This is a genomic window from Streptococcus pseudopneumoniae, from assembly GCF_001072315.1.
Taxonomy (GTDB): domain Bacteria; phylum Bacillota; class Bacilli; order Lactobacillales; family Streptococcaceae; genus Streptococcus; species Streptococcus pseudopneumoniae_R.
This window is the reverse complement of the sequence record NZ_JVLI01000139.1, coordinates 1-13,576: the sequence shown is the minus strand read 5'-3', so window position 1 is coordinate 13,576 and position 13,576 is coordinate 1. Positions and strand designations below refer to the sequence as shown.

General features: G+C 39.2%; 11 protein-coding genes and 2 pseudogenes. 8 read left to right on the top strand and 5 right to left on the bottom strand.

The window, feature by feature from the left end; translation table 11 throughout:
* Nucleotides 1–209: 209 nt before the first annotated feature.
* The 7 genes and pseudogenes from ADH54_RS12620 to ADH54_RS07120 all read left to right on the top strand — a co-directional run.
* A pseudogene (locus ADH54_RS12620) lies at nt 210–379 on the top strand (PhrA family quorum-sensing system peptide).
* A 165-nt stretch (nt 380–544) separates the two neighbouring features.
* Entirely contained in the window at nt 545–847 is a 303-nt protein-coding gene (locus tag ADH54_RS07145; protein ID WP_239682661.1) for a hypothetical protein, read from the top strand.
* Nucleotides 844–3,045, top strand: coding sequence for a hypothetical protein (locus tag ADH54_RS07140; RefSeq protein ID WP_049524598.1), 2,202 nt, complete (start codon nt 844–846; stop codon nt 3,043–3,045). Before ADH54_RS07145 ends, ADH54_RS07140 begins: the two co-directional genes overlap by 4 nt.
* A gap of 4 nt (nt 3,046–3,049) precedes the next feature.
* The gene (locus tag ADH54_RS07135; RefSeq protein WP_049524597.1) at nt 3,050–3,706 is read left to right on the top strand and encodes an ATP-binding cassette domain-containing protein; all 657 of its coding nucleotides are present in this window, start codon (nt 3,050–3,052) and stop codon (nt 3,704–3,706) included.
* A 113-nt stretch (nt 3,707–3,819) separates the two neighbouring features.
* Nucleotides 3,820–5,835: a DUF1430 domain-containing protein gene (locus ADH54_RS07130; RefSeq protein WP_049524596.1), complete on the top strand. Its 2,016-nt coding sequence runs from the start codon at nt 3,820–3,822 to the stop codon at nt 5,833–5,835.
* Nucleotide 5,836: 1 nt separating this feature from the next.
* A complete protein-coding gene (locus tag ADH54_RS07125) occupies nt 5,837–6,469 on the top strand; it encodes an ABC transporter ATP-binding protein (RefSeq protein ID WP_049524595.1) in 633 nt (210 codons plus the stop codon).
* Nucleotides 6,470–6,609: 140 nt separating this feature from the next.
* Nucleotides 6,610–6,768 (top strand): annotated as a pseudogene (locus ADH54_RS07120) (competence protein ComA); the annotation flags it as partial.
* Between the two features lie 180 nt (nt 6,769–6,948).
* Here ADH54_RS07120 and tpx read toward each other — a convergent pair.
* From tpx to ADH54_RS07100, 4 genes are all read right to left on the bottom strand, one after another.
* Nucleotides 6,949–7,440 (bottom strand): thiol peroxidase, encoded by a 492-nt coding sequence (gene tpx / locus ADH54_RS07115; RefSeq protein ID WP_049524599.1) that lies wholly within the window; start codon nt 7,438–7,440, stop codon nt 6,949–6,951.
* A gap of 123 nt (nt 7,441–7,563) precedes the next feature.
* Nucleotides 7,564–8,493: a metal ABC transporter substrate-binding lipoprotein/adhesin PsaA gene (gene psaA, locus ADH54_RS07110; RefSeq protein WP_000733076.1), complete on the bottom strand. Its 930-nt coding sequence runs from the start codon at nt 8,491–8,493 to the stop codon at nt 7,564–7,566.
* A gap of 31 nt (nt 8,494–8,524) precedes the next feature.
* A complete protein-coding gene (locus ADH54_RS07105) occupies nt 8,525–9,373 on the bottom strand; it encodes a metal ABC transporter permease (RefSeq protein WP_049524593.1) in 849 nt (282 codons plus the stop codon).
* A complete protein-coding gene (locus ADH54_RS07100) occupies nt 9,370–10,092 on the bottom strand; it encodes a metal ABC transporter ATP-binding protein (RefSeq protein WP_049524592.1) in 723 nt (240 codons plus the stop codon). The genes ADH54_RS07105 and ADH54_RS07100 overlap by 4 nt, the downstream gene beginning before the upstream one ends.
* Nucleotides 10,093–10,270: 178 nt before the next feature.
* Here ADH54_RS07100 and pepO point away from each other — a divergent pair, with 178 nt between their 5' ends.
* Nucleotides 10,271–12,163: an endopeptidase PepO gene (gene pepO, locus ADH54_RS07095; protein WP_049524591.1), complete on the top strand. Its 1,893-nt coding sequence runs from the start codon at nt 10,271–10,273 to the stop codon at nt 12,161–12,163.
* A gap of 122 nt (nt 12,164–12,285) precedes the next feature.
* On the opposite strand, the gene ADH54_RS07090 is transcribed toward pepO, so the two are convergent.
* Entirely contained in the window at nt 12,286–12,915 is a 630-nt protein-coding gene (locus tag ADH54_RS07090; protein ID WP_000690844.1) for an MBL fold metallo-hydrolase, read from the bottom strand.
* Nucleotides 12,916–13,576 lie beyond the last annotated feature (661 nt).

Sequence of the window (13,576 nt, the reverse complement as noted above, 5' to 3'; positions counted from 1 at the left end):
TTCTCTGCGAGTGTATTCATTAAAGATAATAAACCTTCCTATTTGCTTAATTTCATTATAAAATTTTTAGTTCAAAATAGCAAGTTAAAGGAATAAAAAATGTTTATGTTTAATAATATAAAAAAAAAGTTAAAATGAACATAAACACTTGAATAAATAAAATATATATGTTAGAATAAAAATAAGGAAAAAGAAAGGGGTTTCATTGCATGAGAAAAAAACGTGGAATTAAAAAAATAGTTATATTTGTATTACTAAGTGTTCTTGCATTTGGTAATACAATCCCCTATCAACAGTTATTCAGAAGGATAAACGATTGGAGATTCGAGTAGAATCACAAAAGAAGTCCAATGGTCTTGATGTTGGGAAGGCTGATTAGTTGATTAAATGATAAAAATACTATTTAACTATATAGTATTTCTGCTTTATCTAACTTTTAATTAGGAAGGAGGAATTCCAATGTACTAGGGTGTGATTTGTTGATACTTCTGAAGGCAGTCATTGTTATTGTTAGATTTTAAGTGAAAGAAGTGAGGGCTTTACGATGAAGAAAAGCATAAAAAAAATAATTACAACATCTTTACTTACACTGACTTTAGCTGGTGCAGGTGGTTCGATTGTTTCAGCTGCAACAGTTTGGTATAAAGGTACTACAGTTTATTGGAATTATGGTCGTACTGCTGGTCTTTGGAGCTATTCAAATGTTCAGTCTAGTGTTTACGAACACTCAGCAACTGCTAACGGGGCATTCTCAGGCTGGCAATCACCTGGAGTAGAAGCACATGTTTCTAAATTCATTGGAACTGTACAGCTGAATGTTACTGGAATTGTAGGTAAGTACCTATGACATACAAAAACATGTTATTAGGTAAAATGAGATACTTAATCCTGTTTTTGATTACCATCCAGAGTGTCTTACTTGCTCTGGTAGCAATTTTTTTAGCAGGTTTACAGTATCAACAGTCATGGCAGAGTTATAATCATCATTCCGGGACCGTAACAGTTTATCTTCAGAAGTTAACAGAAGAGCAATCACAAGATGTATTTAATTATTTTTTAGAACAGAGTGACTTGTCCATATGGACAAAACGTTCTGAAAGTAGTGATACAGGAGAAGGTCCAAATAGGATTTATATAGACATCCTTGGTAGCTCTGCTGGTTTTTCAGATTTTGAAAGCACGGGTAAAATAGTTGTCTCACAACAACAATTTGCAGATTTATTATCTCATAGTGATAATAGTATGACTATTGGACTTGACAAAGGCTCAAATAATATGCTTTACGAGCTTCCAGATTTATTATTTAGCATACCTGTAGTCATTGAACGATTAGATTATACTTTCCAAAACACTAATACGGTTAATGGGATATACCATATCAATGGTCTCCACGATGCTGTCTCAAGAGATAACTTTCTGTTACATCTTTCAAAGATGTCAGGTATTTCTGTTGAGGATTTGACAAAAGAAAGTTTTGGAAGTAGTACTGATCAGGGAATTTGGGGAATAATACTTGCTATCAGCATCTTAGTAAATGCCCTCATTTTACTGATCCTATTCTTAATCTGTGTTCTTCAATCCTTTAAACATTTCGGAACATTGATTCTTTTAGGATGGGGTAGAAAAGAATTATGGTCTGCTTTTTTCAAAAATTCTCTACTATTTTCAATCTACATTATTCCAATTATCTCTTTATGTAGTTGGTTGTTGTCAGGCTGGTCTAGTTTTGGTTTATCATCGTTTATTCTAGTTTTTGCTGGAGTCAGCCTCTCAGTCTTGTTGCTACTATTGATATTCATTATTCCAACGATTATTGTTTATTCGGTTTCTCCATTAGCCGCAATTCATAAACGATTACCAATAAAGCCTTTAATGGTAACATGCTTGTTATTCTATACCTTGGTAGCTGGTTTGTTAATCGCAGTCAGTTACTCTTTAGATGCTCCAATGAATCAGTTTATTGATAATATGAAAGTATCTAGGGAGTGGAAGAATGTTGAAGATATGTACGTTATATCCAGCTTTGTTGAGGGAAATGATGTAGGTACATATGCAGGAACTACAAATTCCCTTGAGCGCAGTATGTATAACTTTTACCAGCGTATATCTGAGCTTCCAGGTGTCTATATTGCCCAAGGAAAATTTCTTAATCAGGAGTCCCTTGATGCAGTCTATGGGACATACCAGCATGTCCCTAAAAAACCATTTTGGTATTTGAAATTCTCCTATAATTACCTGCAAGACCTAGGTATTCCCCTAAGTGATGAAGAGTTGCTAGAGATGAGGAATGGTACTCGACTTTATCTTCTACCTAACACGCTCAATACAGAAGAACTTGAGGTGATGAAAGAGTATTTACAGGAAAGTGTCACTGTAAAACCGGGAGATTTACAAACTAATTTCACAGAAAATCAGAAATTTATGTTCAAGGTTTACCAACCGTCTCGACCAATATTTACTTGGTCAGATTCCATTTCTTATGGTACAACTAGTGAGAATCCAGTTATTTTTGTATCAACACCAGAGAATTTATATTTCATGGAGTCGGCAAACTTAATTGTCAGTGGCTATAATGGTCTTTTGAAGATTCGTGATAGGGAAACGATGGAACAGGTAGTGTCCGTTTTAGAAACAGAATTTCCAGATTTAACGGATAATCGGTTGAGTTTTACAACTGTCAAGAACTTTATCAATGGTCTTCAAAAAGATCTGAGTTATACATTTTATCTTTTCGGCACGATTATAGCGATTATCATCATTACGATGATGGCTATTTTCTGGAGTTTTGTCTTAATGTACCGCTTGTTATTTGAAGAAAAATTGTATGTCCAATACTTTATGGGATTCTCACCATGGAAAAGATATATTGGTGTGCTTTCTCTCATTATTAGTTTTTCTGTGATGGAACTAATCGTTTCTATCTTGGTGGGTTCTAAGTTGGGAATAGTCATGATACTAGCTACATTTGCTTTTCAGATAATGCTTCTTTATTTCAGTTTGTTCCGTAAAGAAGGAGAGAGTATCATACAATCATTTAAGGAGTAATCTCATGTCTAGAATTTCAGTACAAAATGTATCAAAACAATTTGGTTCAAGAGAAATTTTCAAAGACTTAAGCTTTGATATTGAGGAAAATGAATTTGTAGCTTTAGTAGGACCTTCTGGTTCTGGAAAATCGACTATCCTCAATATGATTGGACTATTGGATGCTGTTGACAGTGGTAAAATCCTAATCAACGGAAAAGTTTTGCCTAAGGTAAATTCGCAATCAGCAGTTCATTATCGAAGGAATGTCATCAACTATCTTTTTCAATCCAATGCACTCATTTCTACATCTAGTGTGAAAGATAACCTGATGCTTGCCATGACTTTTTCGAATTTCTCTAGACAGGAGAAAGAGCAGAGAATCAAGGAAACGCTAGAATTTGTTGGTCTACAAAATCGGTTAAATAGTAAAATCAATGAATTATCGGGAGGTGAACAGCAGAGAATTGCGATTGTGAGAGCTATTTTAAAGCCCGGAGATATTGTCCTAGCAGATGAACCAACCGGATCGTTAGATCCTGAAATGTCTCAAAAAGCATTCGATTTGATTCGAACTTTGAGAGATCAATTTGGTAAAACAATTTTGCTTGTTACGCATAACATGGAGCAAGCACAGCAATGTGATAGGATCATTTCACTGGAGTCGGTTCTTGTAAATTAACTCAACCATTATTAGCACTTGATACGGTTACTTCTATCAATAGTTTAGTAAGCTTGTTAGTTTATAGAGGGCAGTGGTATTTCTGTCCTCTATTTTAGAATAAGGAATGCACTATGAAAAAATTATTTATACTCATATCCAACCTGCTTGCTAGTTTGTTCTTTGTTTGGGTATTTACCATTTGGACTGATACATATGTCTCCCATTATTACCCCAACGTTGTTGTACATGATTCTTCCCCTGAAACAACTTTTCAGCATGTTGCTACACGCTTGGAAAAACTAGCAGAAGAAACGGATAGCTTTATTGCGATTCAACACCAGGATCCTAACTCAGAAGGTACTCCAGTGTTTTCTTATACGACCTTTGGGAACGGAAAGTTGCCTGATGGGCTACAGGAAAAAAATCTAGAAGATGCTCAAAGTAGTAGTGTTGAAACAAACTATTTTGTATTCGATGGAAACCTAGATATTCACTTGCTAAGGGAGGAGCTAAGTCAACTTGGCTTGACTAACATGCACCTGACAATTCCATCTAAACTATCTACGTTAATGGCTATCTTTAGTAACGGATTTCAGTTAATCAGTCTATTGATTTTCATCTTAACCTTTGGAGCACTGACTTTAATTAGTCAAATTAGCCAATTACGTTCGTCGGGCATTCGCCTCATTTCAGGAGAGAAACGGTGGTCCATTTTCCTTAGACCAGTTGGTGAGGATTTGAAAGGGATAGCTGTTGGTTTCAGTTTAGCTGGCGTGCTCGCCATTCTTATGCAAAAAATTCTGTCGCTTCCAACGCAATCCCTAATGACCATAGGAGAAGGCTTGCTCAGTTATAATCTCATCTTGTTGTTGATCTCCCTGTTTTTCGCTCAACTCTTCGCAGTTGGGATAAAAAAGATACACCTGATGCAGATTATAAAAGGGCAAGTGCCTGTCAGAGGAATCATTAGTTTGATTTTAATCGGTCAACTATTAGCGATTATTATTGTAACGCTGGGAATAGGGGGTAGCTTAAAGTATTCCCAAGCCTGGCAACAGCATCGGATTGGACAAGAGGCTTGGAGTCAGGAAAGGCAACTGATTACCCTATCAATCAGCCGTGAAGGAACGAGTCCTGGTTTTGATGAACAAGCTCAAAGGAAACTCAGAACTTGGTATCAATTGATGGATCTGGCTGTTTCAGAACAAAAGGCTTTCTTATCTAGACACCAGTTAATTGACCGTACTTTGCAAAATGGCATGGCTTCCTCCAAAAACTTTATAACCTCTACAGAATGGCACGATTACAACCCGAATGGCAATGTCCTTATCGTCACACCGCAATACTTGGAGCGTCAAAACATTCCTGTAGATACAACTATTGAGCAAAAGATGAATCACCTTGATGTAGGGGAGTTTGTCTTATTGCTGCCTGAACACCTCCGTTCAGAGGAAGAACATTATAAATCTGTTTTTGAAGACGACTTAACCAGTCGCATATCTAGTCAAGATGAACGACAGCAAATGACTGCTACGGTAGGTTATTTAGAATCAGGTCAGGATCGTTTTGTGTATAATACGACCCCTATTTCTTACCAGCAGTTTTTGAAAGATCCAATCATCATTGTTATAACACCCCAATCAACTGGTCCACAGTCCGTTTTGTTTTGGGTAGACGCAGTACAGAACTACGTTCTCTTTAATCAATTGTCTGATGCCCAGGAGCTTATCCAGAGACAAGGCATTGAAAATTGGGTCTCAGAAATGCAAACAGGTTACCACAACTACATCACATTATTGGATAATATCCAGAGGGAACGTTGGGTAATGCTAGCAGGAGCTGTGCTTGGGATTGCAACTTCAATCTTGTTGTTTAACACTATGAATAGGCTCTACTTTGAAGAATTTAGACGTGCCATTTTTATCAAACGCATTGCAGGTCTCAGGTTCTTAGAAATTCATCGCACTTATCTCTTTGCTCAACTGGGTGTGTTTTTACTGGGATTTGTTGCGAGTGTATTTCTTATGGTAGAGATAGTAGTTGCTTTCTTAGTCTCGTTACTCTTTACTGGTCTATCTCTTTTACAGTTACATGTCCAAATGCAGAAAGAAAACAAGATGTCCATGCTTGTTTTGAAGGGAGGTTAATATGATTGAACTTAAACAGGTGAGTAAATCTTTTGGAGAACGAGAGTTATTTTCGAATCTTTCAATGACATTTGAGGCTGGAAAAGTCTATGCCTTAATTGGTTCAAGTGGTAGCGGAAAAACAACCTTGATGAACATGATTGGGAAATTAGAATCTTATGATGGGACGATTTTTTACCGAGGTAAAGACTTGGCCAATTATAAATCGAGTGATTTTTTCCGTCACGAATTGGGCTACCTCTTCCAGAACTTTGGCTTAATTGAAAACCAAAGTATTGAAGAAAACCTTAAGCTAGGTCTCATTGGTCAAAAGTTGAGTCGGGCGGAACAGCGGTTGAGGCAGAAGCAGGCTTTAGAACAGGTCGGCCTGGCTTATCTTGACCTAGATAAGCGCATCTTTGAGTTATCGGGCGGAGAATCGCAACGGGTTGCCTTGGCAAAAGTTATCTTAAAGAATCCACCCTTTATTCTGGCAGATGAGCCAACAGCTTCAATAGACCCAGCAACCTCTCAGTTGATTATGGAGATTTTGCTATCTCTTCGAGATGATAATAGGCTAATCATTATCGCAACACATAATCCGGCAATTTGGGAGATGGCTGATGAAGTGTTCACGATGGATCGTCTGAAATAAAAATCCTTGTTTTTAATTGCACGATGAGTTACTGAAATATTATCATGAATCAATAATTGGAGTTAATTTAGAATTGTACTTTATTAATATTGAGGTAACTTTTTCTTGATAAAGGAAGAAATAGTGGAGAGGAAGTTAGATTGAAAAAATTCGACAATTATATTATTGAGAAGTCTTGCGATTCTAATTCAGATAAACTGCAAAAAATCTTAATAATTGAAAGTTTGGTAGATGATATTTTGCAATTTTCTCTCAGAATCAATAATAGTGTAGGAGAGATTTTCCTCCTACAACCGTTTCAAAAGAAATATTTACCCATTGGGAGAAGATGTTGCAGTGGATAATGTGTTACTCACTGAAAAATATAATTTTCAACTAAAAGATTTTGAAGGATTCATTTCAAAATAAACAATAATTAAAGAATAAGAAAAATCCTCCGTTTCAAAGAGTCGGGAACTCTTTGAAACGGAGGATTTTTTCTATAGGGCTTTAGCGACTGCAATTGCGGCTTCGAAGTTTGGTTCAGAGTTGATATTGTCCACGTATTCAACGTAGCGAATCGTATTGTCAGTATCGAGGACAAAGACTGCGCGTGCCAATAGGTGCCACTCATTGATTAAGAGGGCGTAATCACGTCCAAAGGAATGGTCGAAATAGTCTGAGAGCATGATGGCATTTTCAATACCTTCAGCACCACACCAACGTTTTTGGGCAAATGGTAGGTCCATAGAAACAGTCAATACGACCGTGTTGTCCAGTCCAGCCAGTTCTTCATTAAAACGACGCGTTTGAGTTGAGCAGATACCTGTATCGATAGAAGGTACGACACTCAAGACTTTTTTCTTGCCATCAAAATCAGCCAGAGATTTTTTAGAAAGGTCTGTTGTAGTGAGTGAAAAATCAAGTGCCTTGTCGCCGACTTGTAGTTGTTTACCTGTAAAGCTCACAGGATTTCCGAGAAAAGTTACCATAAGATACTCCAATCTTTTTTCTTCCATTTTAGCTGAAACAGTCGGAATTTTCCAATGATTTGACCGGAAATGTGGGCATAGAAAAAAACGCCAGCTCGTGTGAGAATGACGTTTTTCAGAGTATTATTTTGCCAATCCTTCAGCAATCTTGTCAAGGTTGTATTTCATCATGTTGTAGTAGCTGTCGCCTTCTTTACCTTGTTCTGCGATAGAGTCAGTAAAGATTTGAGCGTAGATTGGGATGTTTGTGTCTTGAGAAACAGTCTTCATTGGACGGTCATCCACACTAGATTCTACAAAGAGTGAAGGAGTTTTTGTTTGGCGAAGTTTTTCAACCAAGGTCTTGATTTGGTCAGGAGTTCCTTCTTCTTCAGTATTGATTTCCCAGATGTAGGCACTTGGGACACCGTAGGCTTTAGAGAAGTATTTGAAGCATCCTTCGCTGGTTACGATGAGTTTTTTCTCAGCAGGGATGTTGTTAAATTTCTCTTTAGCTTCCTTGTCAAGTTTGTCTAGCTTATCAGTATATTCTTTGAGATTTTTTTCGTAGAATTCCTTGTTGCTAGGGTCTTTAGCGCTCAATTGTTTTGCGATATTTTTAGCAAAGATCATACCGTTTTCAAGGTTAAGCCAAGCGTGTGGGTCTTCTTTGCCTTTTTCGTTTTGACCTTCAAGGTAGATAACATCAACGCCTTCGCTGACTGCAAAGTAGTCTTTGTTTTCAGTTTTCTTGGCATTTTCTACCAATTTTGTAAACCAAGCATTGCCACCTGTTTCAAGGTTGATACCGTTGTAGAAAATCAAATCAGCTTGAGAAGTTTTCTTGACGTCTTCAGGAAGTGGTTCGTATTCGTGTGGGTCTTGACCAACAGGAACGATACTGTGAAGATCAATCTTGTCACCAGCAATATTTTTAGTAATATCAGCGATGATTGAGTTTGTAGCAACAACTTTTAGTTTTTGACCAGAAGCTGCATCTTTTTTTCCGCTAGCACATGCTACAAGAGCGATGACGGAAAGAAAGAGAACGAGTAATGTACCTAATTTTTTCATTAGATCCTCCAATTTATTGGGGTTTTGCCCCTTATTTTAACAAATGTTTATTTTTCAGTTTCAAATATCGTTGTTTTGGAGCGATAAAGAAGCTAATGAGAAAGAAACTAGCAGCTGTGAGCACGATACTAGAACCTGCCGCAACGTTAAAGCTATAGCCGATAAAGAGCCCCAAAACTGAAGCTATCGCTCCAAAGGTTGAGGAAAGGAAAATCATGCTTTTCAGGCTATTAGCATACAGATAAGCAGTTGCAGCTGGGGTAATCAGCATGGCTACAATCAGGATAGTTCCGACACTTTGCATGGCTGTCACAGACACGAGAGTCAAGAGTACCATGAGAAGGTAGTGATAGAAATTGACAGGCATTCCCATGGCTTTGGCCAAGAGTTCATCAAAGGAAGTTATCAAGAGTTGCTTGAAGAAAATCCAGATTAACAAGAGAATGGCTGCCCCCACACCCATAGTAATAAACATATCCGTATCTTGGACGGCCAGGATATTACCAAAAAGGATATGGAAAAGGTCAGTTGAACTTTTAGCGACACTAATCAAGATGATACCGAGGGCTAAGAAAGAAGAAAAGGTAATGCCGATGGCGGTATCGCTTTTGATAATCGAGTTCCCCTTGATGTAGGTAATGATGATGGCAGCTAGCAATCCAAAGACAATGGCTCCGATAAAGAAGTCAAGGCCCAAGATGAAGGAGAGGGCTACACCTGGCAAGACAGCATGTGAAATGGCATCTCCCATGAGTGACATCCCGCGTAGGATGATGAAACATCCCACAGCTCCAGCTACGACCCCGATGACAATGGCTGTTATCAAGGCATTTTGTAAGAAATGGAATTTTTGCAATCCATCGATAAATTCTGCAATCATAGGTCACCTCCATTGAAAAATAGTCGATTACCGTAAGCTTCTTTGAGATTGGCTTCGGTAAAGGTTTCTTTGGTTGGACCAAAGGCAATCACTTCTCGATTGACAAGCAAGACTTGATCGAAGTAGTGGGCAACCTTGCTGAGGTCGTGGTGGACGATGAGAACCGTCTTCCCAGCTTTTTTCAGATCTCTCAGCGTATTCATGATGATTTCCTCACTAACAGAGTCAATCCCAACAAAGGGTTCATCCAAGAGGATATAGTCGGCTTCCTGCACCAAACATCTGGCAATCAAGACCCGCTGGAACTGACCTCCAGACAGTTGACTGATTTGACGTTCAGCGTAGTCAGCTAGACCGACAATTTCAAGGGCCTCTTGCACTTTCTTCCAATGTTTAGCCTTTAAACTTCGAAAGAGAGGGATAGAGGGAAAGAGTCCTAGCGAGACACATTCCTTGACCTTGATGGGAAAGTTGTAGTCGATATTGATTTTTTGTTCGACATAGGCGATTCGATGTAAGGATTTTTTAACTTCCTTGTCATCGAGAAATGCCTGACCTTGATGTGGGATAATTCCCAGCATCCCTTTTAATAATGTTGATTTCCCAGCACCGTTTGGACCAATAATACCGGTAATTGTTGGTCCTTGGAGCACTAGTGAAATATCCTTAAGTGCCAACGTTTCTTTGTAGGAGACGCTGAGGTTTTCGATACGTATCATAAACTTGTATTCCTCCTGCCTCTTAATATACATTAAAAAAAAAATTAAGTCAAGTTAATTTTTCAAAAAATTAAAATAATAACTGAAAAAACAATAGAAAACATCAGTTCATTTTTAATTGCATTCCCAGGTAATTTTTGTTAAGCTAAAAACAAGTATAAATGAAAGCGAGAACAAGATGACACGTTATCAAGATGATTTTTATGATGCAATCAATGGGGAATGGCAGAAGACTGCTGAAATCCCAGCAGATAAGTCTCAAACAGGAGGTTTTGTTGATTTAGATGAGGAAATCGAAGAACTTATGCTGGCGACTACAGATAAGTGGTTGGCAGGGCAAGATGTTCCAGAGGATGCTATCTTGGCGAACTTTGTCAAATACCACCGCCTAGTTCGTGATTTTGACAAGAGAGAAGCTGATGGTATCACACCTGTCTTACCACTTCTTAAAGAATTCCAAGAATTGGAGACTTTTGCGGATTTTACAGCTAAACTAGCAGAGTTTGAACTTACAGGAAAACCTAACTTCCTTCCTTTTGGTGTATCGCCAGACTTTATGGATGCTAGAATCAATGTTCTATGGGCTAGCGCTCCAAGCACAATCTTGCCAGATACGACCTACTATGCAGAAGACCATCCTCAGCGAGAAGAGCTCCTGACTCTTTGGAAAGAAAGCAGCGCAAATCTTCTCAAGGCTTATGATTTCTCTGATGAAGAAATTGAAGACTTGTTAGAGAAAAGGCTAGAATTGGACCGCCGAATTGCAGCAGTGGTGCTTTCTAATGAAGAAAGTTCAGAGTATGCTAAACTTTACCATCCATATGCTTATGAAGATTTCAAAAAATTCGCGCCTGCCCTACCTTTGGATGACTTCTTCAAAGCCGTTCTTGGACAAGTACCAGACAAGGTTATTGTAGACGAGGAACGCTTCTGGCAAGCAGCAGACCAATTCTATAGTGAAGAGGCATGGCCTCTCCTCAAGGCAAACTTAATTTTAAGTGTTGTGAATCTCTCAACCAGCTATTTAACAGAAGAAATTCGTGTCTTGTCAGGTGCCTACAGCCGTGCCCTTTCTGGAGTTCCAGAGGCAAAAGATAAGGTCAAAGCAGCTTATCATCTAGCACAGGAACCTTTCAAGCAAGCCCTGGGGCTTTGGTACGCCCGTGAGAAGTTCTCTCCAGAAGCCAAGGCGGATGTGGAGAAAAAAGTGGCAACCATGATTGATGTCTATAAGGAGCGTCTGCTTAAGAATGACTGGCTCACTCCAGAAACCTGTAAACAGGCTATCGTGAAGCTCAATGTGATCAAACCTTATATTGGCTATCCAGAAGAATTGCCTGCACGTTACAAGGATAAGGTAGTGAATGAAACTGCCAGTCTTTTTGAGAATGCTCTAGCCTTTGCGCGTGTGGAAATCAAGCACAGTTGGAGTAAGTGGAATCAGCCTGTAGACTATAAGGAATGGGGCATGCCTGCTCATATGGTCAATGCCTACTACAATCCTCAGAAGAACCTGATTGTCTTTCCAGCGGCCATTTTACAGGCGCCTTTCTATGACTTGCATCAGTCATCTTCTGCTAACTACGGTGGTATTGGGGCAGTGATTGCCCATGAAATTTCCCACGCCTTTGATACTAACGGGGCTTCCTTTGACGAAAATGGTAGCCTCAAGGATTGGTGGACAGAGAGCGACTATGCTGCCTTCAAGGAGAAAACACAAAAAGTCATTGACCAATTTGATGGACAGGATTCTTATGGAGCAACCATTAACGGTAAATTGACTGTATCAGAAAACGTGGCTGACTTGGGAGGAATCGCAGCAGCGCTTGAAGCAGCTAAGAGAGAAGCAGACTTCTCAGCAGAAGAGTTCTTCTACAACTTCGGTCGCATCTGGCGCATGAAAGGTCGTCCAGAATTTATGAAACTTTTGGCTAGCGTCGATGTGCACGCACCAGCCAAACTCCGTGTCAATGTGCAAGTACCAAACTTCGACGATTTCTTTACAACCTATGATGTCAAAGAAGGAGACGGAATGTGGCGTTCACCAGAGGAGCGCGTGATTATTTGGTAATACAAAAAATCTAGTCATCAGAAAAAAGGCATCCAATCAGGTGTGAAAACCTTGATAGGATGCCTTTTGTAATAGAAAGATTTGCTGGATAGTTTACTTAAATTTCGATTGTCATCATCTTGCTAGAAAAAGGGATTGAAGGCCTTTTCGTGAGCGATAGTAGTAGCTGGACCATGTCCTGGATAGACATCGTAGTTTGGTAGGGTGAAGAGTTGGGTCTGGATACTATGAAGGAGTTGCTCCATGCTACCAGTCGGAAGGTCGGTCCGTCCGATAGTTTCGCGGAATAGAGCATCTCCCGTCAAGACTAGGTGAGCATCAGGAAAGACTAGGGAAACACCACCGATAGAGTGCCCTGGGGTCGGCAGAACCTTAAAATGAAATTCCTCTAGTTGGTATTCTTCGTGAAAGACAAAGGTGTGTTCTGCAGGTTTTGTGACCACATCTGCCATATCATCGTGGCGAGGGAGACCGGAGAGATTATCGACAGGAGTGTAGAGCCAGCTGGCTTCGCTCTCTGCGATATAGACAGGAGGATTGCCAAACGTCTCGCAAACCAAGTCCAGACTCATGATATGGTCATAATGGGCGTGGGTCAAGAGAATAGCACAGATCGGTTTGTTGATCTTCTCGATTGTCTGACGAATGGCTTCCCAATGACTACCAGGATCGACGACGATGAGGTGCTTTTCGCCTTCTAGATAATAGGTATTTTCATAGGCAACAGGATTCACGGTTTTATGGATTTTCATACTAGCTCCAATCTCAAAGAATGTACTAATACTCTTCGAAAATCTCTTCAAACTGCGTCAACTTTATCTGCAACCTCAAAGCAGTGCTTTGAACAGCCTGCGGCTAGCTTTCTAGTTTGCTCTTTGATTTTCATTGAGTATAAATTAAGTATAGCACAGTTAGGGAGAATAGGTAAGGATTTAAAATGAACTTAAAAACCAGCATGACTAGATGAAGACAGGCTGGTTATCAATTTATCAATATTGGAAAGGTGTCAATTGCCCTTCATAGGTTGCATAAACTCCGTCATTAGCTTGTTTGATAGACGTGATGTTTAGAGTGCTACCGTAGTTGGCTTCTCATTTGTCGCTATATTCACTATAAGTTATCCTACTGGGCAGGTTCTGGTCGTTAGCATAGTATTGAACGAGTTTTTTATAGCTTTGCTGGCTGAATAGGAACAGGCAGCAAACTCCTAACATTAGGAGAGCAAAGATAGAAATAGCAGTTTTTTTCATAGGTATTCTCCTTATAAACTAAAGGATAGAAGAAAGTATCTTGAGGATTTTTATACTCTTCAAAAATCTCTTCAAACCGCGTCAACGTCGCCTTGCCGTATATATGTGACTGACTTTGTCAGTCTTATCTACAACCTCAAAGCAGTGCTTTGAGCAACCTGCG

Excerpts from the sequence above, each read along its gene's own strand:
- ADH54_RS07145 (WP_239682661.1), top strand. The coding sequence starts at position 545 with ATGAAGAAAAGCATAAAAAAAATAATTACAACATCTTTACTTACACTG.
- ADH54_RS07140 (WP_049524598.1), top strand. The coding sequence starts at position 844 with ATGACATACAAAAACATGTTATTAGGTAAAATGAGATACTTAATCCTG.
- ADH54_RS07135 (WP_049524597.1), top strand. The coding sequence starts at position 3,050 with ATGTCTAGAATTTCAGTACAAAATGTATCAAAACAATTTGGTTCAAGA.
- ADH54_RS07130 (WP_049524596.1), top strand. The coding sequence starts at position 3,820 with ATGAAAAAATTATTTATACTCATATCCAACCTGCTTGCTAGTTTGTTC.
- ADH54_RS07125 (WP_049524595.1), top strand. The coding sequence starts at position 5,837 with ATGATTGAACTTAAACAGGTGAGTAAATCTTTTGGAGAACGAGAGTTA.
- tpx (WP_049524599.1), bottom strand. The coding sequence starts at position 7,440 with ATGGTAACTTTTCTCGGAAATCCTGTGAGCTTTACAGGTAAACAACTA.
- psaA (WP_000733076.1), bottom strand. The coding sequence starts at position 8,493 with ATGAAAAAATTAGGTACATTACTCGTTCTCTTTCTTTCCGTCATCGCT.
- ADH54_RS07105 (WP_049524593.1), bottom strand. The coding sequence starts at position 9,373 with ATGATTGCAGAATTTATCGATGGATTGCAAAAATTCCATTTCTTACAA.
- ADH54_RS07100 (WP_049524592.1), bottom strand. The coding sequence starts at position 10,092 with ATGATACGTATCGAAAACCTCAGCGTCTCCTACAAAGAAACGTTGGCA.
- pepO (WP_049524591.1), top strand. The coding sequence starts at position 10,271 with ATGACACGTTATCAAGATGATTTTTATGATGCAATCAATGGGGAATGG.
- ADH54_RS07090 (WP_000690844.1), bottom strand. The coding sequence starts at position 12,915 with ATGAAAATCCATAAAACCGTGAATCCTGTTGCCTATGAAAATACCTAT.